Below are 20,670 nucleotides of genomic sequence, written 5' to 3'. Positions count from 1 at the left end.
ATGATAGCCGAGGGCAGGGCGAACGTCCCGGCGCGTGCCCGTCACTCCAGGCCCTGTTCCATCGCCCACACGTCCTGCGGCGTCTCGCGGCGGCGGATCGGCCTCCATTCGCCCCCCTCCCACAGCGCCTCGGCGGGGCGAGGGCGAGTCAGGTAAGTGCTGCTCATGCTCGCGCCGTAGGCCCCGGCTTCCCCGATGGCCAGCAGGCCGCCGGGCACGGGCGCGGGGAGGAGCACGTCCCGCGCGAGCAGGTCGCCGCTCTCGCAGGCCGGACCGGCCACGTCCCATGTCCCGGCAGGCTCGCCCTCCCACAGCGCCGTGACCGGGTGCTCGGCCCCGTACAGCATGGGCCGCAGCAGCTCGGTCATGCCCGCATCCGTGAGGAGGAAGGGGCGCCCGGTGCGCTTTTGCCCCACCACCCGCGTAAGCAGGGTGCCCGCCTGCGCGACCAGATACCGCCCCGGCTCCACCCACAGCTCGGCCCCGAAGACCGAGGCCGCCGCCCGCGCCTCCCGCGCGATGCCCGGCAGGTCGGCACCCACGCCCCAGCCGCCGCCCACGTCCAGCACGTCCAGGTCGCTCACCGCCGGGTGCAGCTCGGCCAGCCGCGCGAAGGCCGCGCTGAAGTCAGCGGCGTCCCGAATCGCGCTGCCGATATGGACGTGCAGCCCCAGCGCCGTGTGCCCGGCGTCCCGCAGCGCCCGCAGCACGCCGGGCGCCTGGGCGGGCGTCACCCCGAACTTGCTGCCCGCCGCGCCCGTGGCGAGATGGTCGTGGGTGCTCACCGCGAGCGCCGGATTCACCCGCACGAGCGCCCGCGAGCCGGGGGGCAGCAGGCCCACCTCCTCCTCCCGGTCCACCACGAAGGTCGCGCCCAGCCGCGCTCCCGCCGCGTACTCGCCGGGCAGCTTGGCGGGGCCGTTGACGAGCACCCGGTCCCCGGAGGCTCCGACCTCCTCCGCCCGCGCGATCTCGCCGCCGCTGACGCACTCGAAGCCCACGCCCGCCGCGTGCATCCGCCGCAGCAGGGTGAGGTTGGGGTTGGCTTTCATCGCGTAGTACACCTGCGCCCCCCCGAAGGCCGAGCGCACCCGTCCCAGCGCGGCGTCCAGTTCGCTGGCGTCGTAGACGTAGAGGGGAGTGCCGAAGCGGTCGGCGGCGGTCTGGAGGGCCGCGTGGGGAATCACGTGGTCCCCTGGTTGCAAGACGGGCAGTTCACCTCCCAGTGATACCCGAAGTGGTCTGAAAAAGCGCCCCCTGGGACCGGGGAGCCGTCCCACCGGAGGGGGAAAGAGTCTCGGACTGCCCCAGGCCCTGCTGCGGGAGCGTCCGGTCGCCCGCTTTCTCATCCTGTTATGCCCCCCATCTTGATCGCCCCCCGGGCGACGTGGCGCGGCTCGCGGGTGCAGGGCTTGCGGCTGCAGGGGGCTGCGGCTCACACTGCCCCTATGACCCGTGCTCGCCTCACTGCCGTACCGGCCTCCGCTCCCGCCCTGCCGCCCGGCGTGGTGGTCGTGACCGGTGCCGCGCGGGGCATCGGCCGGGCCATCGCCGAGCTGTATGCCGAGCGGGGGCACCGGGTGCTGGGGGTGGACCTCACCCTGCCGCCCGCCCTGCGGGGGCACCCCCGCGTCCGCGCCGACGTGAGCACCGCTGCCGGACGGGAGCGCATCACGCGCTTGGCGCGGGAAGAGGGTGGGGTCGCGGTTCTGGTCAACAACGCGGCCTTCCAGGGTGCTCCTGGCAGCGTGCTGGAAGTCAGCGAGCGGGGCTGGAGCCGCACCCTGGGGGTAAACCTCACGGCCCCGCTGCTGCTCACGCGGGCGCTAATCGACCTGATGGCGCCGGGCAGCGCGGTCGTCAACGTGGCGAGCGTACAGGGCCTCTTCGCCGAGCAGAACAATGCTGCCTACAACGCCAGCAAGGGCGGCCTGGTCAACCTCACCCGTGCCATGAGCCTCGACCTCGCTCCGCGCGGGGTGCGGGTCAACGCCGTGGCCCCCGGCGCCATCGCCACCGAGAGTGTCTTGGCCGCCATCGCGGCGTCGGGCGACCCCGAGCAGACCCGCCGCGACTACGAGGACCTGCACGCCCTGCGCCGCCTGGGCGAGCCGCGCGAGGTCGCGCAGGTGATTTACTTCCTGGGCAGTCCCGAGGCCAGCTTCCTGACCGGGGTGATCCTGCCCGTCGACGGCGGAATGACAGCGAGTTTCATGATGGCGGGGCGGCCCGTCTAGCGGCCGATCGACGCGAGCCGGGCTGCCCCAGGGTGAAGGGCAGCCCGGCAGGTTATCGGGAAGGAGGTGTTACCCCCGCCGCCAGCTCAGCAGCCCGATAATCAGCGTGAAGGCGATCATGGCGAGCACCGGAATGGTGAGCACCGAGTTCAGTCCTGCCAGCGCTCCCCCCCACACCGGCCAGTGCACATCGCAGGGCACGGCGTTGTTCGCGCTGCACACCCGCAGGACCGGGATCACGCCCCAGTCTTCCAAGTTCTGAATCAGGGCGATCAGCCAGCCGATGCCCGCCAGCGGCAGCGCGTAGCCCCGGATGCCCAGGTCACCGCGCAGGGCCGCGATGCCCAGCAGCAGCGCCAGCGGGTACATGGCGACGCGCTGGTACCAGCACAGCACGCAGGGCGCGAAGCCCCGGACCTCGCTGAAATACAGGCTGCCCAGGGTCGCCACCAGCGCGACGACCCAGGCGAGATAGAGGCGATTGTCGCGGGTCACCGGGCCTCAGTTGGCGGTCGCCGCGTCAATGGCCCGGCCGACCGTCTCGGCGTCATAGCTCTCGACCGCCTTGCCGTTGACGTAGACCGCCGGGGTGCCGCTCGCATTGGCCCGGCGGGCCTGCGCCTCGTCGGCTTCGACGGCGGCGGCGGTTTCATCGTTGTCCAGGCAGGTCGCAAAGCGGGCCTGGTCCAGCCCCTCGACGTTTTGCGCGAGTTCCTTCAGGCGCGACTTGGTGGCCCACAGTGCGCTCTCCGGGCCCTGTGCCCGGAAGATGATCTGTTTGAGGTTCTCGTAGGCCTCGCTGCCGCCCTGGACAAACGCGCATTCCACGGCCTGCGCGGCGTACTTGCTGTCGTCTTCCGGCAGCCGGGCAGACTCGGCCAGGAAGGGGAAGTTCATGGACACCAGCTTCGCCTTGCCGGTGTCGAGGTTTTGCGAGCGGATTTCAGGCAGGAATTCCTCCTCGAAGCGCTTGCAGTTGGGGCACTTGAAGTCCTCGAAGACGACCACCGTCACGGGAGCGTCTGCCTGTCCCAGCACGGGCTGGCCTTCGAGATCAAAGTCGACGGTGTCGCCGCTCGCGCCACCCCCGGCGTTGCCGCGCACCGCGTAGACGGCCAGCGCGATCAAGAGGGCGGCGATCAGCGTGCCGATCACCAGCACCGTGCGGTTCTGGTTGTTGCCTTGCAGTCGGGTCACCCCTGAAGTGTAGTTCAAGTTGCCGTGCCCTGGCAGGCAAAACGCCCCGCCGGGGGTGGCGGGGCGGTCGGGTCAGGCTGGGTCAGCCGGGACGCGGGGCGTCAGTTCCCTCGGGTGCAGGGGGGTCGGGAAACTCGAAGGTCACGGCCGCGAGCGGCGCGGCCGCCGCCAGTGCCGCCGTTCGCCGCCGCGCCCGGCGCCGCAGCACGGCTTCCGTCACCTGGCGAATCAGACTGACCCCCAGCCCCACCGCCATCGCCAGCAGGGCGTTTCTCAAGAAGGCGGGCTCGCTCGGCAGGGTCAGGCTGGGGTCCAGTTTGGTTCCGAAGCGGGCGACCGCGAGCAGCGGCAGCGCGAACATCGCCGCCGCGAAGGGCAGCACGAACGGCCCCCCGGAGTGCTTGACCAGCAGCAGGGCCAGCAGCGCTCCTCCCACCAGCGGCACGATCACGCTCCACCCGGCAGGCTCCGGCGTCGGTGCGGCAAAGGCCAGCCCGCCCAGCAACACGCCCAGATACCCGAACCAGCCCCCGAACTCGTCGGCCAGCAGGGTCAGCAGCACCCAGGCCAGCAGCAGCGCGGGCCACGCGCCCGGAGTCCACATCAGCCACGCCAGCAGGCCCAGCAGCGCCCAGCCGCCCAGCAGCCGCAGGGCCGTGCGCAGGCCGGAGCGGTCCCGCGCCGGGCGGGCTGCCGGAGCCGAGGTCGCCCCGGTCACGCGGCGCCCGCCTTCTTGCCCCGGCCCCTGCGGGCAGGCGCGGCGGCGACCAGCTCGGCGGGCGCCTCACCCCCGGCGGGGACGATCCCTGGCACCCGGCGCAGGTATTCCCCGGTGTGACTCGTGGGGTGCGCGGCGACCTGTTCGGGGGTCCCGGTCGCCACGACCGTCCCGCCCCGCACGCCGCCTTCCGGCCCCAGATCGATGATGTGGTCGGCACACTTCATCACGTCGAGATTATGCTCGATCACGACCAGGGTGTTGCCGCCCTCGGCCAGCCGGTCGAGCACGCCCATCAGCTTGCGCACGTCCTCGAAGTGCAGGCCCGTGGTCGGCTCGTCGAGGATGTAGATCGTCTTGCCCGTCGCCCGCTTGCTGAGTTCGGTCGCCAGCTTGATGCGCTGCGCCTCGCCCCCCGAGAGGGTCGTCGACGGCTGCCCGATTTTCATGTAGCCCAGCCCCACGTCGCACAGCACGCTCATCTTGCGCTCGATGGTGGGAATCGCCTCGAAGAACTCGTGGGCGGCCTCCACCGTCAGGTCGAGCACCTCGGAGATGTTCTTGCCGTTGTACTTGACCTCCAGCGTCTCGCGGTTGTACCGCGCTCCCTTGCAGACCTCGCAGGGCACGTAGATGTCGGGCAGGAAGTTCATCTCGATCTTCATCACCCCGTCGCCCTTGCAGTGCTCGCAGCGCCCACCCTTCACGTTGAAGGAGAAGCGGCCTGACTGGTACCCGCGCCGCCGCGCTTCCGGCGTCCGGGTGAAGAGGTCGCGGATCTCGGTGAAGACCCCCGTGTATGTCGCCGGATTCGAGCGCGGCGTACGCCCGATGGGGCTCTGGTCGATCTCGATCACCTTGTCGAGGTGCTCCATCCCCTCGATGCGCTCAAAGCGGCCCGGATTGGTCTTGGCGCGGTTGAGTTCGCGGGCCAGGGTCGCGTGCAGGATGTCGTGGATCAGGGTGGACTTGCCTGACCCGCTCGGCCCCGTCACCACGGTCATGGTGCCCAGCGGAATCTCGGCCGTCACGTCCCTCAGGTTGTGCTCGCGGGCACCGACCACCCGCAGCTTGCGCCCGTTGCCCCGGCGGCGTGCCGTGGGCAGCGCGATATCGATCTCGCCGCGCAGGTACTGCCCGGTCAGGCTGGCGGGGTTGTCCCGCACCTCGTCCGGTGTGCCCACCGCGACCACCTCGCCGCCGTGTACGCCCGCGCCCGGTCCCATATCCACCAGGTAATCGGCCTCCAGCATGGTGTCCGCGTCGTGCTCGACCACGATCAGGGTGTTGCCCAGATCGCGCAGGTTCTTCAGGGTCCCGATGAGTCGCCCGTTGTCCTTGGGGTGCAGGCCGATGGACGGCTCGTCGAGGACGTACAGCACCCCGGTCAGGCCCGAGCCCACCTGGGTCGCCAGCCGGATGCGCTGCGCCTCGCCGCCCGAGAGGGTGTTCGCGGTGCGGTCGAGGCTGAGGTAATCGAGCCCCACGTCCACCAGAAAACGCAGGCGGGTGCGAATCGCCCGCAGGATGGGTGAGGCCACCGCCTCCCCGAACTCGCTCAGCGCGTACTCGTAGCGCCGGGGGGCGTGCGCCCGCGCCGTGCCGCCGAGATGCTCTCCCAGGTGCGGGGCGATGGCGTCGTGGTCGAGGCCCCCCTCCTGCAACCGCTCAAAGTAGGCGTCGGCCTCCAGCACGCTCATCCCGCTCGCCTGCGAGATGTTCAGGCCGCCCACCCGCACCGCCAGAATCTCGGGCTTGTAGCGGGTACCCCCGCAGGTGGGGCAGGGGCGCAGCTCCATCAGCTCTTCCAGCTTCTCGCGCATGTACTCCGACTCGGTGTCGGCGTAGCGCCGTTCGAGGTTGGGCATGACCCCCTCGAACTCGGTCATGAACCGCATCGTTTCCTTGCCGCCCCGGCGGTAGACCACCTCGAAGGGCTCGCCGGGGCCGTAGAGGATCGCCCGCTTCGCCGCGTCCGGCAGCTCGCGCCAGGGCGTCTTGAGGTCGAACTCCAGGTGCTCGGAAAGCGCCTTGAGCTTGTCCCAGTAGTAGACGCCGCCGCCCGTGCCCTTCTTGCTCCAGGGCAGGATCGCGCCCCCCGCGATGGAGAGGTTCTCGTCCACGACCAGCTCGGGCGAGAACTCGTTCTTGAAGCCCAGTCCGGCGCAGTCGCCGCACGCGCCGTAGGGGTTGTTGAAGGAAAAGGAGCGCGGCTCCAGCTCCTCCAGCACGCTGCCATGTTCCGGGCAGGCGAACTGCTCGGAGTACAGCTCCTCGTGTGGCGTGCCTCCCTCACCTGCCTCGGGCAGCAGCACCCGCAGCAGGCCCTCGCCCCGCCGCAGGCCCAGTTCCACGCTCTCGGCCACGCGGCCCCGGTCGCCCTCGCGCAGGGTCAGGCGGTCGACCACCACGTCCACGTCGTGCTTCTCGAACTTCTCCAGCTTGAGCTTCTCGGCCTCTTCCAGCTCGTACAGCACGCCGTCTACCCGCACCCGCGAGAAGCCCTCGCGCCGCAGGTCGGCCAGCAGCTTGCGGTACTCGCCCTTGCGCCCGCGCACCACCGGGGCGAGCAGGATCGCGCGGGCGTCGGGGAACTGCCCCAGCAGCCGGGTCGTGATCTCGCTGGGCGACTGCTTCTCGATCTTGCGTCCGCAGATCGGGCAGTAGGGCGTGCCCACCCGCGCGTACAGCAGACGCAGGTAGTCGTGAATCTCGGTAACCGTCCCCACCGTCGAACGGGGGTTGTGGCTGGTCGTCTTCTGGTCGATGGAGATGGCCGGGGACAGGCCCTCGATGCCGTCCACGTCGGGCTTTTCCATCAGCCCGAGGAACTGCCGGGCGTAGGCCGAGAGACTCTCGACGTAGCGGCGCTGGCCCTCGGCGTAGATGGTGTCGAAGGCCAGGGTGCTCTTGCCGCTGCCCGAGACTCCCGTGATCACCACGAACTTGTCGCGCGGCAGCTCCACCGTGACGTTCTTGAGGTTGTGTTCGCGTGCGCCGCGCACCACCAGATTCTGGTTCTGCAAGCCGGAAACTCCTTTGGGGCGGCGGCCTCCGGGCACAGGCCCGCGCCGCCGGGGGATTCTGCCTGATGCGTAAGGATGGGGTCGCCCTCCGCTCTGAAACGGGCCATTGTAGCACCCCGGAAGGGGATAGCGGGCGGCTGGATGAAGGGGAGAAAGGTAAGGTCTGGAGCGGCTGCGCCGCCCTCTTCGCGGCCACTCCCCCAGTTCGGCTCAGCGAGGGGCGACAGGCTGGTGAGGCTCTACCTGGTCCGCACAAAAAGAAGATAAAAGAAGGAGGCGGCCCCTGAAGGCCGCCTCCCGTCCTGCTGTAGCCAACTTTACTTGCTGGGCACCTTGATCTTGCCGCTGATGATCTGGGCCTTGATGGCCTCGACGCGGGCAACCTGGGTGCTGGGGATCAGGGCGCGGTTGTACTGGTCTACCGCGTAGCCGACGCCGTTCTCCTTGAGGCCGAAGCGGCGCTCGCCCCCCTTGAACTTGTTGTTCTTGACGTCGTTGATCAGCGCGTACACGGCGTTGTCCACGCGCTTGAGCATCGAGGTCAGGCCGTGGTTCATGGTGGCGGGGTTGCCGTCAAAGTCGCCGAGGCGGTTCTGGTTGGAGTCCACGCCGATGAAGAACATCGGGCGGGTGTTGCCCGCGCAGGCCTTGGTGTAGGCGGCGCTCTTGCGGACCTTGGAGAAGTTGTTGGTGTTGAACTTCACGCCGCTGGGCAGGTTGGCCGCCTTGAGGCACTGGGTCTGCTTGACGTAGTCGATGACGCCGTTGCCGCTGCCGCCCGCCGCCGCGAAGAGGATGTCGGCGCCGCGCGAGCGCATGGAGGCCGCGATCTCCTTGGCCCGGCCGGGGTTGTTCCAGGCGTCGGGGGTGGTGCCCACGTACTGGGCGATGACGCGGGCCTTGGGGTTGGCGGCCTTCACGCCCGCCGTGTACCCGGCCTCGAACTTGTGGATCAGGGGGATGTCCATGCCGCCCACAAAGCCCACCACGCCCGTGCTGGAGTTCAGTCCGGCGAGGTAGCCCACGAGGTAGCTGCCTTCCTGCTCAGCGAACACCATGGAGGCGACGTTCTTCTGGGGGGACACGTCGTCGACCAGCCCGAAGTAGAGGTCGGGGTTTTCCTTGGCGACCTGGGTGATCGACGCGTTGTTGGCAAAGCCCACGCCGACGGTCAGGTCAAAGCCCTGGTTGGCAAAGTTGCGGATGCCCTGGATGGTCTGGCTGGGGTCGCTGGGCTCGAAGTCGCTCAGGCGAATCCCGAGGTTCTTCTGGGCACGCGCGCCGCCCTCGTAAGCGGACTGGTTGAAGCTCTTGTCGAACTTGCCGCCCGCGTCGTAGGCCATGCCGACGCGCAGAGCGCCCTGGGCCGTAGCAAGAGAGGCCGTGGCAGCAGCAGCCGCCAGGACGATGGTCACAACTTTTTTCATGCTTCCTCCGGTGGAGTGGAACAGTTCCGTTCTCGGGACCCGGCCTCAGCCAGCACAGGTTCGGACCCAGCCCAGAGTATACGGAATCCACCGGGTGTCTAGACCTGGACGAAGGTCACGTTTCCCCCCAATGGGTGAACTGTCCTTGAAGCGACTTTCGGACGGCCTTGAATCTTTCTTGAAGCGCCAAGCTGGGCTGAGGGCCAGGAGGGGGGTTCGGAAGGGTCTAAAGCGAAAGACAAAAGGCCAGGGACAGACCGATCTGGCCTCTTTCCGTCACGCCCAAGGGACAGCAAAAGCCCCCTTCCGGCAAATGCTTTAGGCTGCCTGCCATGACCGAGGCCGCTCCCGGCACCCCCCCCAGTGTCCCCCCCGGCGAGGCGACCCAGGCCGACTACCTGGCCCTGCGTTCGGAGGTCGAGCGCCACGCCCGCGCCTACTACGAACTCGACAACCCCGAGATTCCCGACGACGTGTACGACTGCCTGGTGCGCGAGCTGCGCGGCCTGGAGGAGGCGCACCCCGAGTGGGTGGGGGAGGGCACGCCCACCCAGGCGGTCGGCGGGGCGCCCAGCACGGCCTTCCAGCCCGTGAACCACCCCACCCCGATGACCAGCCTCGACAACGTGTTCGACGACGACGAGCTGCGCGAGTGGCAGGAGAAGCTGGCCCGCGCCCTGGGGCTGCCGCCCGAGTACGACGCTTTCACCTACACGGGCGAACTCAAGATCGACGGCCTGAGCGTGAACCTGTATTACGTCGATGGGGTGCTCCAGTGGGCCGCCACACGCGGCAACGGCACCACGGGCGAACTCGTCACCGAGCAGGTCCTCACCGTGCCGGGCATTCCGCGCGAACTGCCGGGCCTGACCGGCGAGCTGGAGGTGCGCGGCGAGGTCTACCTCTCGCGGGCCGACTTCGCCGCCTACAACGCCCGCGCCGAGGAACTGGGACTGCCGCTGCTGAAAAATCCCCGCAACGGCGCGGCGGGCGCCCTGCGGCAGAAGGACCCGGAGGTGACCCGCTCGCGCAACCTGAAGGCGATCTTTTACAGCCTCGGCAAGCGGGACGGCGTGCCCGTGCGGACCCAGGCCGAGCTGCTCGCGTGGCTGGCCGCCCAGGGCTTCCCGACCAGCCGCTACTCAGAAACCGTCACGGGGATTGAGGCCGCCGCCGACTACCACCGCCGCATGACCGGGGGCCGCTCGGGCTTCGAGTTTGACGCCGACGGCACGGTCCTGAAGCTCGACTCCCTCGCCCTGCAGGAGGAGGCGGGCTTCACCAGCCGGGCGCCCCGCTGGGCCATCGCCTACAAGTTCCCGGTGGAGGAGGTCGAGACGGTGTTGGAAGACATCGTCATCAACGTGGGCCGCACCGGAAAGCTCGCCCCCCTCGCGCATCTTTCGCCCCGGCTGATTGAGGGCAGCACGGTGAGCCGCGCGACCCTCCACAACGAGGACTACATCCGCGACATGGACCTGCGGATAGGCGACACCGTGGTCGTTCGGAAGTCGGGCGGGGTGATTCCTCAGATTCTGCGCGTGGTCGTGGACAAGCGGCCTGAAGGCACCCAGCCCTACGTCTTCCCGACCCACTGCCCCGAGTGCGGGCACGAGGCGGTGCGGGCGGAGGGCGACGCCAACACCTACTGTCCCAACCCCGCCTGCCCCGCGCAACAGTACGAGCGGCTGCGCCACTTCGTGAGCCGGGGGGCGATGGACGTGCGCGGGCTGGGAGAGAAGCTGATCGAACAGCTCCTCGCTGTGGGCCTCGTGCGGGACGCCGCCGACTTCTACGGACTGACCCCCGAAGGGCTCGCGGCCCTGGAGCGCAGCGGCGAGAAGAAGGCCGCCAACGTCCTCGCGCAACTGGAGGCCAGCAAGACCCGTCCACTGTGGCGCCTGATTCACGCCCTTGGCATTCCGCACGTGGGCGAGCGGGGAGCGCAGGCCCTGGCCCGCGCCTTCGGCACGCTGGACGCGCTGCTGGCCGCCACCCCGGAGCAGATCGAGGCGGTGCCCGGCATGGGCGGCGTCCTGGCGCAGAGCGTGACCGCCGCCCTCGCCGACGAGACGATGCGTGACCTGCTGCGCCGCTTGCGCGAGGCCGGGGTCGCCCCGATCGAGGAGTCGGCCCCACGCGGCGACGCCCTCGCCGGACTCACCTTCGTCCTCACCGGGAGCCTCTCGCGCCCCCGCGAGGCGATCAAGGCCGAGCTGGAAGCAGCGGGCGCCCGCGTTTCCGGCAGCGTGACCAAGAAGACCTCCTACCTCGTCGCGGGCGAGGAAGCAGGCAGCAAGCTCGCGCGGGCGCAGGAGCTGGGTGTCGCGGTGCTGGACGAGGCCGGGTTGGGGGCGCTGCTCGCAGAGCGCGGCATGTAACCCGTGGCCTGGTGAGAGGGGGGCGGCGTGAGGAACGTCGCCCCCTTGCCTCGTCGTTCCTTGGACCCACGCCGCAAGCCTCCCACCTCCCGCGGCTACACTGTTTGCTGATATGGACGTAGACATCAGCAAAAGTGTCCTGACGGACATCGCCGCCACGACGCTGGACGGCATTGAGGGCGTGGAGATCGCCGCCGCGCCCCTCAAGGTGGGCGAGGTGCTGCGGCAGCAGGGCGGGCCGCGCCGTCCCCGTGCCCTGCGGGTCACCCGCGAGGGCGGACAGGTCACCGTGGACGTGGGCCTGAATGTGGAGTACGGCCGCAGCCTCGTGGGGCTGGCGCGGCAGGCGCAGGGCGCCGTCTGCGAGAACATCGAGCTGATGACGGGCCTGAAGGTCAAGGCCGTCAACGTCAGCGTGCTGAACGTGACCCTGCCGCGCGAGGGGGCCGCTTGATCCGGCTCACCCTCCGGTCAGGGGCGGTCCTGTGACCCGCCGCCGCGACCGTGCCCAGCCGCCCGTCGGTACCCGCCGGGCCGCCCGCGAGTTTGCCTTCCGCGTGCTGTTCGAGGCCGAGCGGGGCGGCGGAGCGAGCACGGGCATGCCGCTGTCCGCTGTCTTCACCCGCGCGGAGGGGGCGATGCGCGAGGGTGACGACACCTTCACCCCGCTGAACGAGGAAGCGCTGGCCTTCGCCCGGCAGCTTGTGGAGGGGCTGGACACGCACCGCGCCGAGGTGGACGAGCAGCTGCGCCGCACCATTCGCGGCTGGGATTTCGGGCAGATGGCGCAGACCGATCTCAACGTGCTGCGACTGGCGACCTACGAACTGCTGCATACGGACGAGCCGCACCCCCCGGTGATCGAGAGCGCCGTCCGGATCGCCCGTAAGTTCGGCGGCGAGGACTCGGGCCGTTTCGTGAACGGGGTGCTGGGGGGCCTCAGCCGCAGCCTGCCGGAGCGCCCGGGCACGTGACCGCCCAGGTCCTTGCCGGGGCACCCGCCGCCGCCGCACTGCTCTCGCGGGCGGCGGCGCGCGCCCGTACCCTGCCCCGGCCCCCCGGCCTCGCCATCGTGCGTTTGGGAGACGACCCTGCCTCGGTGAGCTACGTGCGCGGCAAGGACCGTAAGGCGCGGGAGGTGGGCCTCCAGAGCACCGTCTACGCCCTGCCCGAAGAGACCTCTCAGGCCGAGTTGCTCGCCTTGATTGCTGAGCTGAACGCGGCCTACGACGTGGACGGCATTCTGGTCCAGCTTCCCCTCCCGCCCCACATCGACGAGGCGGCGGTGCTGCGGGCGGTCGACCCCAGCAAAGACGTGGACGGTTTTCACCCCGTCAACGTGGGTGAGCTGTGGTCGGGGCGGCCGGGCCTCCTTCCCTGCACGCCCGCCGGGGTGATGGTTCTGCTGGAGCACTACGGCATTCCCGTCGCGGGCCGCCGGGCCGTCGTGGTGGGCCGCAGCGCCATCGTGGGCCGCCCGATGGCCGCGCTGCTGCTCGCCGCCGACGCGACCGTCACGCTGGCGCACCGCCGCACGCCCGACCTGGGGGCCGTCACGCGGGAGGCGGAGGTGCTCGTCGTCGCGGCGGGCCGCCCGCACCTCGTCACGCCGGAGATGGTGCGGCCCGGCGCGGCCGTGGTGGACGTGGGGATCAACCGGGTGCTGGACGCCGCCGGGGTGTCCCGCCTGACCGGCGACGTGCATCCCGACGTGGCCGGGGTCGCCGGGGCCTTGACGCCTGTGCCGGGGGGCGTCGGCCCCATGACCATCGCCGCCCTGCTCGCCAACACCGTCACGGCGGCCGAGCGTCGGCTGGGCCTCTCCGGGCCGCGCTAGACTTCCTGCCCTGTGACGATGTCTTCTCCCCTCGACGATCTGCTCGGGAACCGCTGGTTGTGGACGGCGGTGCTGGCCTCTACCGGAGCGCAGGTGCTCAAGGTGCTCTTGATCCTGCTGATCGAGCGGCGCTGGCGCCCCGAGGCCTTTGTGGAAACGGGCGGCATGCCCTCCAGCCACTCCGCGATGGTGGCCGCCCTGACGACCGGCGTGGCCCTGACCCAGGGCATGGGCAGCCCGATCTTTGCCGTCAGCGCCGTCTTCGCCCTGATCGTGATGTACGACGCGACCGGCGTTCGCCATTCCAGCGGGATGCAGGCGCGGCTGCTGAATGAACTCGTGGAGGAGTTACGCACCGTCGTGCGTGAGGGCTTCGCGCCGCTGCCCCTGCGGGTGCTGCTGGGGCACACTTACCTGGAGGTGCTGGTGGGCACCCTGATCGGGATCGGTATGGCCTTCGTGGCCTTCCGGGTGCTGTGACCTCCGCCCCGGACTCCGGCCCCCTGCGCGTCCTTCTCGGGGCCGGGGAGCAGCGCTGGGACGGCTGGATTCCGACCGGGCGCGAGGACCTGGACCTGCTGGACCCCGCTGCCTGGGCCGCGTGGTTCGGGGAGCGGCGGGCCGACGCCCTGCTGTGCGAGCACGTCTGGGAACACCTCAGTGAGGAGGAGGGCCGCGCCGCCGCCCGGCTGTGCTTCGGGTACCTGAAGCCCGGCGGGTTCCTGCGCGTGGCGGTGCCCGACGCCAACTTCCCCAATCCCGAGTATCAACGCATGGTGCAGGTGGGCGGTCCCGGCCCGGCCGACCACCCGGCCGCCGACCACAAGGTCGTATACGACTTTCGCCGCCTGAGCGCCGTGTTCCGGGACACGGGCTTCAGGGTCCGGCTGCTCGAATACTGCGACGACTCGGGCCGGTTTCACGCCCAGGAGTGGGAGCTGGCGACCGGCCCGGTCTACCGCTCCCAGCGCCTCGACCACCGCAACCGGGGCGGTCGGCTGGAGTTCGTCTCCCTGATTCTCGACGCGGTCAGACCGTTGCCAGCCCCCTGACCGCTCCCTCGACCAGTTGCGTGAGGCGCTCCCGCGTGAAGGGCCGCTTGCCCTCCAGCAGCCCGGCCTCGCCCGCGTGGAGGTGCCAGTGCTTGCTGCCGCCCATCAGCCGCAGCGAGACGCCCTTGAGGTCCACGTGCCGGGGGCTGACCGCCGCCACCATCAGGGGCTGCCCGTTCGCCGTGAGTGCGGCGCTCATGACCGTGGTGGGGAGGTCGTAGGGCCGCTCCATGCGGTAGATGTAGTCGGGAAAATCCGCGACCTTCTGGAAGCCCAGCCCCCGCGTCGCCGCTTCCGATTCCAGCCACGAAAGAAGCTCGACCCACTGCGCGTACAGCCGCCCGTCCTGTGCATGTGCCATGTCCGCAAAGTCTAGAGCATCGGCCCAAAGGACGGCCTCTTCTTGACTGGGCAGAGCGGGTGAGTGTGGTCGGGCAGGACGATGGATGGAGCCGTCTGGGGCGCTGCATCTCCAGGCGGCGTCATTCGGAGGACTCCTCCGGCCAGCCGCCCGGTGCCGGGTGCCCGGCCTGCCGCTCCGCGCGGGCCACGGGCAGGAGAGCCAGCAGGTGCTTCCACTCGCGCTCCACGAGTCGCCCGGCCCACAGGCGGGTCAGCCACCGGGTCAGGCTCGGGCGTGACCGGTACGCAGCAGACCGGGCGGCCCGCTCGCACAGCCAGTCCTCGTCGAAGCCGCTCCAGACCCCGACCGGCGCGAGCAGGTTTCCGGCAACCACGGGCGCGACCTCTCCCCAGAAGATGGCCTCCACCTCGGCGTCGTCGTAACCGCACGCCGCCGCCACCCGCGCGACGCGCCGCAGGTCGGCCGGGCTCAGCTCCTGATCGAGCCACAGCTCCGAGAGGGCCACCCACAGGGGACGGCGGCGGCGCAGCTCCGCTCCGGACAACTCCGCTGGGGGCCGGGGCGGGGCTGGAGGCATGGCCTCAAGATGCCGCCTCCGGCCCCGCCCCGGCCTTCACGGGGTCAGCCACCTCGCCGATGCCCTGGTTCCGCCCCCCGTGCTTTGCTGACCCCATGCAGCGAATCATCGTGATCGGCACCACCGGCAGCGGCAAGACCACCCTGGCCCGTGCGCTGGCCACGCGGCTGGGCGTGCCCCACGGCGAGCAGGACGCCTGGAACCACCTGCCCGGCTGGCAGGAGGCGCCCCTTGAGGAGTTCCGGGCACAGGTCGCCGCCTTCACCGCCGGGAACGCCTGGGTGATGGACGGCAACTACTCCAAGGGGCGCGACATCGGCTGGGCGCGGGCCGACACGCTGGTGTGGCTGGACTACCCCGGCCAGGTCGTGTTCGGGCGGCTGCTGAGGCGCACCGTGCGGCGCATCGCCGGGCGGCAGGAGTTGTGGAATGGCAACCGCGAGCACCTCCGCAACGCGGTGAGGACCAACTCGCCGCTGCCGTGGTTTTTCAAGACGCACTGGAAGCGCCGCCGTGAGATGCCCGGCCTCTTTGCCGATTACCCCCATCTGCGGGTCGTACGGCTGAGGACGCCGGGGGAGGCGGCGCGGTGGCTGGCGGCCCTCAGCCCTGAAGCAGCACCCGTCCGCCCGCCGCGTCCAGCGTGACCTCACCGCCCGGCAGCGTCTCGCCGCGCAGGGCGTCGCGCCACTCGCCCGCCGGGAGGGTCAGCGTCACCGGGTGGGCCTCCCGGCGGCGGCTGGCGATGATTACAGCCCGCTCAACCTGACCCTGGGCGTCCGTGTACTCGCGCAAGAAGCCCAACGCGTCCGCCTCCGCGTGCAGAAAGCGCAGGGTCCCCTCCTGCAAGACCCGCGTCTCTCGCCGCAGCCGGATCAGGGCGCGGACCCGGTCCCGCAGCCCCTTGTCCCACGCCGCCTCGTCCCAGGGCATGCTCTCGCGGCACCACGGCATCATCCCCGGCTGGCGCTGGCTGAGGCCGACCTCAGTGCCGTAGTAGGTGCAGGGCACGCCGGGGTAGCCCATCAGCAGGGTGAAGGCGGCCAGAAACCGCGTCCGGTCCCCCTCCAACCGGAACAGCGCCCGCCCGATGTCGTGCGATTCGAGCAGGTTGAACATGCTCAGCGCGACGGGGGGCGCGAGGACGTGCCAGGCGTCATGCAGCAGCTCGGCCAGCTCCTCGCCCTCCAGACGGCTGGGGCGGCCGTAGTGGTCGGCGCCGCTCAGCCACTGCATCACTGGGAGGCCAAAGCCGTGGTAGTTCATCGCGCCGTCCTCGCCCTGGCCGTCGAGCGCGTGCTCGGGGTCGAAGAAGCGCTCACCGAAAACATAGGCGTCGGGCCGTTCCTCGCGGGCCGCTGCCTTGAGCGCCCGGTGCAGCTCCAGATTGTCCTCGTCGCTGCCGCCCGTGCCGATCATGTGCGCCACGTCCAGCCGCCAGCCCGCCGCGCCCCGCCGCAGCCACTCGCGGACCACGCTGCGCTCACCGTTCAGGAACTCCGCGACCGCTTCCGGCGCCCGGTAGTCGATCTTGGGCAGGCTGGGCAGGTCGAAAAAGGCGTGGTAGGGCGGCTTGCCCGGCTCGTCGCGCCAGGTGAACAGCGACCGCTCGGGCGCCGCGTCGTCCTCCATCGCGGCCCGGAAGAGGGCGTGCTCGTTCCCCACGTGGTTGAACACCCCGTCGAGCACCAGCCGGAAGCCCCGTGCGTCCGCTGCCGCCCGCAGTTCCTCCCAGGCCGCGTCCCCCCCAAGGTGCGGGTCCACGTGGCGGTAGTCGCTGATGTCGTAGCGGTGGTTCGAGGGCGAGACGAAGATGGGCGTGAGCCACAGCGCGTTCACGCCGAGGTCCTCCAGGTATGGCAGCGCCTGGGCCACCCCCTGGAGGTCGCCGCCGTAGTGGGCGTGGATGTCGCCCGCTTTCGTGATGGGAGCGCCCCACTCGGCCTTCTGCACCGGGCGGCCCTGGTAGAGGTATTCGCCGTCCCGCACGTCGTTCGTGGGGTCGCCGTTGCGAAAGCGGTCAGGGAAAATCTGATAGAAGACGCTGCGCCACGCCCACTCGGGCGCCCGGTGCCCGGCAAGGTACCCGAACCAGCTCCGGAAGCCCCGCCGGACCCGGTGTAGCCCCAGCGCGGTGAGGTGCAGGCTGTCGCCGGGCAACTCCAGCGTCCAGGCGTAGCGCACGCGGGCGGCGTCCAGCGGCAGCTCGGCCTCGAACCAGCGGCCCTCCCCAGCCCCGCCGACTTCGGTCGCCCGCACGCTCTCGATCTCGCCCACCCGCACGAAGTCGAGCCGGACGCCCGTCACGTCCCCCGCGCCCTCGCCCGTCACGCGCAGCCGCACCTGGACGCCCTCGCCGATCCCCGCCCCCAGCCGCCCCGTGTAGCCGGGGGTGTGGTCGTGCCATGCGCTGATGCCTGTTCTGTGGTCGTTCATCTCATCCTCCATGCCGCGTTCGCCGGGCACGGCCCTCCTCCGGTCACTGCGGAGAGAGGTCGTGCCCGGCGGCGGGGCAAGCGTTGCCTTCGGGTTTTGGGGCAGTCTGCGCGGACCGGTGGGGAGAGGTCAAGGGGGCGCAGACCCCCCCACCCCCCCCAGCGGCGTCAGGCCTCTGTAAGAGAGGGCTGGGAAAGATAGTGTATGCGTCCACAATCCGCGTTGCTGGCCTCCTTCTCCGCCCTGCTGCTCGGTTCTGCCCACGCCATCGGCTTCACGGTGGGCATCGGGTTTGACCTGGGGGGCCGTGAGGACGCGGGCTTCAACCAGACGGTGTACCAGGGGGTGCAGCGAGTGCTCGGCGAGACGGGCGGGCAGGTCCGCACCTTCGAGCCGAAGCAGTTCGACGAGGTGGGGCGCGGCATTCCCGGCCTGGTGCGCTCGGGCGCGAAGGTCGTGGTCGGGGTGGGCTACGCGAACAACGCGGCCCTGACCGCCGCCGCCGCCAAAGCGCCGGACACCCGGTTCATCCTGGTGGACGACCTGCCCAAGGGGGCCAACACGGTCGGCCTGCGCTTCCGCGAGCAGGAGGGCAGCTTCCTGGCCGGGTACCTCGCGGGCAAGCAGAGCGCGACCGGGCGGGTGGGCTTTATCGGCGGCACCGATATCCCGGTGATTCGGCGCTTCAAGGCGGGCTTCGAGGCGGGGGTGGCCTTCGCCTGCTCCGACTGTCAGGTCACCAGCGTGTATGTCAGCGACTCCAGCGCGGGCTTTAACCTGCCGGGCACGGCCAAGTTGCTCGCCGCGCAGCTTACCCGCAACGGCAACGACATCATCTACGCGGCGGCAGGAGCCAGTGGCCGGGGCGTGATCGACCAGATCAAAGCGCAGCCCTGCCTCAAGGCGGGAGCACTGCCCCCCGACCTGAAGTTCCGCGCCGACCCTTACGCGGGGGTCACCAAGAGTGCGGCCTACCGCAAGGCCTGCGCGGGCGACAGCCGCCCGGTCTTCTTTATCGGGGTGGACACCAACCAGAACGCGCTGGGTGACTTCGACAAGAACCCGGCCACCCTCAACCACGGCCTGACCTCCATGCTCAAGCGGGTGGACAACGCGGTGTACGCCGTCGTCAAGGACGTGGCGATGGGGCGGCCCTGGAAGAGCGGCGACCGCTCCTTTGGCCTGAACAACGGCGGCATCGGCCTGGCCTTCGACCGCTACAACGAGGCCCTGATTCCGGCGCAGATCAAGACCAACCTGGAAAAACTCGAGGCCCTGATCGTCAAGGGCACGGTCAAGGTGCCCGCCCAGTAGGACTCGCCCAGTAGTCCCTGCTCCCAAAGTCCCACGCGGGCGCGGGTAGACTGCCCGCATATGAGGACGCCGCGCCGTCAGACCGTGACCACCTGGGTGGGCCGCATCCCCGTGGGGAGTGCCCACCCCATCGTCGTGCAGTCCATGACAAACACCGACACCGCTGACGCCGAGGCCACCGCCATCCAGGTCGCCCAGCTCGCCCGCGCCGGGTCCGAGATCGTGCGCGTGACCGTCAACACCCGCGAGGCCGCCGCCGCCATTCCCGAGATCGTCGCCCGCCTGCATGAAGTCGGCATTGACGTGCCCATCGTCGGGGACTTCCACTACAACGGGCACATCCTGCTGGCCGAGTTCCCCGAAACGGCCCGGCTGCTCGCCAAGTACCGCATCAACCCCGGCAACGTGGGCGCCGGGCAGCACCACGACGCCAACTTCGCCACGATGATCGAGGTCGCCAAGCAGTACGGCAAGCCCGTCCGCATCGGCGTGAACTGGGGCAGCCTCGACCAGCAGGTGCTCGCCCGCCTGATGGACGAGAACGCGGCGGCGGGCAACCCCAAATCCACCACCGACGTGACCATCGACGCGATGGTGACCTCCGCGCTGGAGTCGGCCCGCTACGCCGAGCGGCTGGGGCTCCCCCACGACAAGATCATCATCTCGGTCAAGGTCAGCGCCGCCCCCGAGCTGTGGCAGGTCTACCGCCAGCTCGCGCCGCTGTGCGACTACCCGCTGCACCTCGGCCTGACGGAGGCGGGCATCGGCATGAAGGGCATGGTGGCGTCCAGCGTGGCCCTGGCGCCGCTGCTCACCGAGGGCATCGGGGACACCATCCGTGTGTCGCTCACGCCCGAGCCGGGCGCCCCACGCAAGCTGGAAGTCGAGGTCGCCCAGCAGATTCTCCAGAGCCTCGGCCTGCGCCAGTTTCTTCCCCAGGTCACGAGCTGCCCCGGCTGTGGGCGCACCACGTCCACCTTCTTCCAGCACCTCGCCGGGCAGATTCAGGACTACATCCGCGACTCCATGCCCGAGTGGAAGGTGAAGTACCCCGGCGTGGAGGAGATGCAGGTCGCCGTCATGGGCTGCGTGGTCAACGGTCCTGGCGAGAGCAAGCACGCCAACATCGGCATCAGCCTGCCCGGCACCGGGGAGGACCCCCGCGCCCCGGTCTACCAGGACGGCAAGCTGCTGACCACATTGAAAGGGCCGCGCATCGTGGAGGACTTTCAGGCGCTGCTGGACCGGTATGTGGAGGAGCGGTACGGGCAGGAAACCGTCCAGGGGTGACCCGGCACTGGGACACGTCCCCGCTTGCCCCCGCACGCTGGCCGCAGGTGGCCGAGGCCGCCGTGGGGGTGCTCTCAGGCGCTGGAGCCACTGAGGTCACGACCCTGCACGGCTGGACCGAGTCGGCGTTTGGGGGCAGTCCAGTCTTCGGGGCATTGCAGTGGGCGGAAGTCCGGTGCCCGGTGTCCGAACTCCTGCCCCTGCTCCGGGGCAGGCAGGCGCTGGGCTTCACCCTGGGGCGTGACGACTGGTGGTGGCGCGGCCTTGTCCCCGAGACGGGCCAGGCCTTCGAGCTGCTGTTCTGTCACGAGGGCGACCTGCACCTGACGACGCAGGATGATGCACTGGCCGAGCGGTTGGGCAGCGGACTGGCGGCCTTGGGCACCCGGCTGAACCCACGTAAGCTGGCCCCATGAACCTCTGGGGACCCGGACCTTTTGACAACGAAGTCGGCGCGGCCTTCGCGCAGGAAGTGGCCCAGGACGGCGCCTTTGCCCTGGCCGAAGCCTTTGACGTGGCCCTCGACCCCGACACCGGGTTTCTCGCCGCCGAGGAGGGCTGGCGCACCCTGGCGGCCGCCGAGGTGCTGGCCGCCGCGCTGACGGGGGACACGGCCCACCTCACCGACGCGGGGCTGCGGGCCTGGGTGGCTGGGGCTGACCGCGCCGAACTGGAAGACCTGCGGGGTGTGGCCCACGCCGCCGTCTCGCGCGTGCTGGCCCCCGACAGCGAACTCCCCGACCTGTGGGCCGATGCGGGGGACGAGGCGGCTTGGCGGGCCGGGGCGGAGCGGGTGCGCGGGGCGCTGGAGTAG

21 protein-coding genes are annotated in these 20,670 nt (G+C 70.3%); 12 read left to right on the top strand and 9 right to left on the bottom strand.

The genetic code is table 11. The features are described from left to right. Positions 1 to 41 precede the first annotated feature (41 nt). Positions 42 to 1,187 carry a diaminopimelate decarboxylase gene (lysA, locus tag F8S09_RS03875; RefSeq protein ID WP_322618505.1) on the bottom strand — a complete coding sequence of 382 codons (1,146 nt, stop codon included), beginning with the start codon at positions 1,185 to 1,187 and terminating at the stop codon, positions 42 to 44. A 261-nt stretch (positions 1,188 to 1,448) separates the two neighbouring features. Between lysA and F8S09_RS03870 the strand changes: the two genes are divergently transcribed. Next, positions 1,449 to 2,237: an SDR family NAD(P)-dependent oxidoreductase gene (locus F8S09_RS03870; protein WP_152869061.1), complete on the top strand. Its 789-nt coding sequence runs from the start codon at positions 1,449 to 1,451 to the stop codon at positions 2,235 to 2,237. A gap of 69 nt (positions 2,238 to 2,306) precedes the next feature. Here the strand turns inward: F8S09_RS03870 and F8S09_RS03865 are convergent, their stop codons facing one another. The 5 genes from F8S09_RS03865 to F8S09_RS03845 form a co-directional block, all read right to left on the bottom strand. Next, positions 2,307 to 2,732, bottom strand: coding sequence for a disulfide bond formation protein B (locus tag F8S09_RS03865; RefSeq protein WP_322618504.1), 426 nt, complete (start codon positions 2,730 to 2,732; stop codon positions 2,307 to 2,309). A gap of 6 nt (positions 2,733 to 2,738) precedes the next feature. Beyond that, entirely contained in the window at positions 2,739 to 3,434 is a 696-nt protein-coding gene (locus tag F8S09_RS03860; protein ID WP_322618503.1) for a DsbA family protein, read from the bottom strand. Positions 3,435 to 3,516: 82 nt separating this feature from the next. Next, positions 3,517 to 4,152, bottom strand: a complete 636-nt coding sequence (locus F8S09_RS03855; RefSeq protein WP_194165199.1) for a hypothetical protein — start codon at positions 4,150 to 4,152, stop codon at positions 3,517 to 3,519. Next, on the bottom strand, positions 4,149 to 7,178 hold the full coding sequence (gene uvrA, locus F8S09_RS03850) for an excinuclease ABC subunit UvrA (protein ID WP_152869057.1): 3,030 nt from the start codon (positions 7,176 to 7,178) through the stop codon (positions 4,149 to 4,151). Before uvrA ends, F8S09_RS03855 begins: the two co-directional genes overlap by 4 nt. Before the next feature lie 317 nt (positions 7,179 to 7,495). Beyond that, on the bottom strand, positions 7,496 to 8,605 hold the full coding sequence (locus tag F8S09_RS03845; RefSeq protein WP_152869055.1) for a BMP family lipoprotein: 1,110 nt from the start codon (positions 8,603 to 8,605) through the stop codon (positions 7,496 to 7,498). Between the two features lie 332 nt (positions 8,606 to 8,937). On the opposite strand from F8S09_RS03845, the gene ligA reads away from it, so the two are divergent. The 6 genes from ligA to F8S09_RS03815 all read left to right on the top strand — a co-directional run bounded on the left by ligA (position 8,938) and on the right by F8S09_RS03815 (position 13,875). After that, positions 8,938 to 10,986, top strand: coding sequence for an NAD-dependent DNA ligase LigA (ligA, locus tag F8S09_RS03840; RefSeq protein ID WP_152869053.1), 2,049 nt, complete (start codon positions 8,938 to 8,940; stop codon positions 10,984 to 10,986). Between the two features lie 112 nt (positions 10,987 to 11,098). Beyond that, positions 11,099 to 11,440 carry an Asp23/Gls24 family envelope stress response protein gene (locus F8S09_RS03835; RefSeq protein WP_152869051.1) on the top strand — a complete coding sequence of 114 codons (342 nt, stop codon included), beginning with the start codon at positions 11,099 to 11,101 and terminating at the stop codon, positions 11,438 to 11,440. 31 nt (positions 11,441 to 11,471) lie between these two features. Continuing rightward, positions 11,472 to 11,960: a transcription antitermination factor NusB gene (gene nusB / locus F8S09_RS03830; protein WP_322618502.1), complete on the top strand. Its 489-nt coding sequence runs from the start codon at positions 11,472 to 11,474 to the stop codon at positions 11,958 to 11,960. Then, positions 11,957 to 12,823 carry a bifunctional methylenetetrahydrofolate dehydrogenase/methenyltetrahydrofolate cyclohydrolase FolD gene (folD, locus tag F8S09_RS03825; RefSeq protein WP_322618501.1) on the top strand — a complete coding sequence of 289 codons (867 nt, stop codon included), beginning with the start codon at positions 11,957 to 11,959 and terminating at the stop codon, positions 12,821 to 12,823. The genes nusB and folD overlap by 4 nt, the downstream gene beginning before the upstream one ends. Before the next feature lie 18 nt (positions 12,824 to 12,841). Continuing rightward, positions 12,842 to 13,303, top strand: a complete 462-nt coding sequence (locus tag F8S09_RS03820; RefSeq protein ID WP_152870073.1) for a divergent PAP2 family protein — start codon at positions 12,842 to 12,844, stop codon at positions 13,301 to 13,303. Next, entirely contained in the window at positions 13,300 to 13,875 is a 576-nt protein-coding gene (locus tag F8S09_RS03815; RefSeq protein ID WP_322618500.1) for a class I SAM-dependent methyltransferase, read from the top strand. The genes F8S09_RS03820 and F8S09_RS03815 overlap by 4 nt, the downstream gene beginning before the upstream one ends. On the opposite strand, the gene F8S09_RS03810 is transcribed toward F8S09_RS03815, so the two are convergent. Both F8S09_RS03810 and F8S09_RS03805 read right to left on the bottom strand, forming a co-directional pair. Further along, a complete protein-coding gene (locus tag F8S09_RS03810; protein WP_152869049.1) occupies positions 13,853 to 14,236 on the bottom strand; it encodes an NADH-quinone oxidoreductase subunit 15 in 384 nt (127 codons plus the stop codon). The two genes, F8S09_RS03815 and F8S09_RS03810, sit on opposite strands and share 23 nt — an antisense overlap. Positions 14,237 to 14,357: 121 nt before the next feature. Continuing rightward, positions 14,358 to 14,816, bottom strand: coding sequence for a DUF7079 family protein (locus F8S09_RS03805; RefSeq protein WP_152869047.1), 459 nt, complete (start codon positions 14,814 to 14,816; stop codon positions 14,358 to 14,360). A 95-nt stretch (positions 14,817 to 14,911) separates the two neighbouring features. Between F8S09_RS03805 and F8S09_RS03800 the strand changes: the two genes are divergently transcribed. Next, positions 14,912 to 15,463 (top strand): P-loop NTPase family protein, encoded by a 552-nt coding sequence (locus F8S09_RS03800; RefSeq protein WP_152869045.1) that lies wholly within the window; start codon positions 14,912 to 14,914, stop codon positions 15,461 to 15,463. On the opposite strand, the gene F8S09_RS03795 is transcribed toward F8S09_RS03800, so the two are convergent. Beyond that, entirely contained in the window at positions 15,420 to 17,252 is a 1,833-nt protein-coding gene (locus F8S09_RS03795) for an alpha-amylase family glycosyl hydrolase (RefSeq protein ID WP_152870064.1), read from the bottom strand. The two genes, F8S09_RS03800 and F8S09_RS03795, sit on opposite strands and share 44 nt — an antisense overlap. A gap of 204 nt (positions 17,253 to 17,456) precedes the next feature. On the opposite strand from F8S09_RS03795, the gene F8S09_RS03790 reads away from it, so the two are divergent. The 4 genes from F8S09_RS03790 to F8S09_RS03775 are packed head-to-tail and all read left to right on the top strand — an operon-like array spanning position 17,457 to position 20,670. Further along, on the top strand, positions 17,457 to 18,566 hold the full coding sequence (locus F8S09_RS03790) for a BMP family lipoprotein (protein WP_152869043.1): 1,110 nt from the start codon (positions 17,457 to 17,459) through the stop codon (positions 18,564 to 18,566). A 60-nt stretch (positions 18,567 to 18,626) separates the two neighbouring features. Continuing rightward, a complete protein-coding gene (ispG, locus tag F8S09_RS03785; RefSeq protein WP_152869041.1) occupies positions 18,627 to 19,856 on the top strand; it encodes a flavodoxin-dependent (E)-4-hydroxy-3-methylbut-2-enyl-diphosphate synthase in 1,230 nt (409 codons plus the stop codon). Continuing rightward, the gene (locus F8S09_RS03780; protein ID WP_152869039.1) at positions 19,853 to 20,272 is read left to right on the top strand and encodes a hypothetical protein; all 420 of its coding nucleotides are present in this window, start codon (positions 19,853 to 19,855) and stop codon (positions 20,270 to 20,272) included. The genes ispG and F8S09_RS03780 overlap by 4 nt, the downstream gene beginning before the upstream one ends. Further along, complete coding sequence (locus tag F8S09_RS03775) at positions 20,269 to 20,670, top strand: DUF4259 domain-containing protein (protein ID WP_152869037.1); 402 nt, start codon at positions 20,269 to 20,271, stop codon at positions 20,668 to 20,670. Before F8S09_RS03780 ends, F8S09_RS03775 begins: the two co-directional genes overlap by 4 nt.

Source organism: Deinococcus terrestris (assembly GCF_009377345.1).
Taxonomy (GTDB): Bacteria; Deinococcota; Deinococci; order Deinococcales; family Deinococcaceae; genus Deinococcus; species Deinococcus terrestris.
The sequence above is the reverse complement of the archived record's forward strand: the minus strand, read 5'-3'. Positions and strand labels throughout refer to the sequence as shown.

Coding starts and splice junctions, on each gene's coding strand:
- F8S09_RS03870 (WP_152869061.1), top strand. CDS start 1,449: ATGACCCGTGCTCGCCTCACTGCCGTACCGGCCTCCGCTCCCGCCCTG.
- F8S09_RS03845 (WP_152869055.1), bottom strand. CDS start 8,605: ATGAAAAAAGTTGTGACCATCGTCCTGGCGGCTGCTGCTGCCACGGCC.
- ligA (WP_152869053.1), top strand. CDS start 8,938: ATGACCGAGGCCGCTCCCGGCACCCCCCCCAGTGTCCCCCCCGGCGAG.
- F8S09_RS03835 (WP_152869051.1), top strand. CDS start 11,099: ATGGACGTAGACATCAGCAAAAGTGTCCTGACGGACATCGCCGCCACG.
- F8S09_RS03820 (WP_152870073.1), top strand. CDS start 12,842: ATGTCTTCTCCCCTCGACGATCTGCTCGGGAACCGCTGGTTGTGGACG.
- F8S09_RS03810 (WP_152869049.1), bottom strand. CDS start 14,236: ATGGCACATGCACAGGACGGGCGGCTGTACGCGCAGTGGGTCGAGCTT.
- F8S09_RS03805 (WP_152869047.1), bottom strand. CDS start 14,816: ATGCCTCCAGCCCCGCCCCGGCCCCCAGCGGAGTTGTCCGGAGCGGAG.
- F8S09_RS03800 (WP_152869045.1), top strand. CDS start 14,912: ATGCAGCGAATCATCGTGATCGGCACCACCGGCAGCGGCAAGACCACC.
- F8S09_RS03795 (WP_152870064.1), bottom strand. CDS start 17,252: ATGAACGACCACAGAACAGGCATCAGCGCATGGCACGACCACACCCCC.
- F8S09_RS03790 (WP_152869043.1), top strand. CDS start 17,457: ATGCGTCCACAATCCGCGTTGCTGGCCTCCTTCTCCGCCCTGCTGCTC.
- ispG (WP_152869041.1), top strand. CDS start 18,627: ATGAGGACGCCGCGCCGTCAGACCGTGACCACCTGGGTGGGCCGCATC.
- F8S09_RS03775 (WP_152869037.1), top strand. CDS start 20,269: ATGAACCTCTGGGGACCCGGACCTTTTGACAACGAAGTCGGCGCGGCC.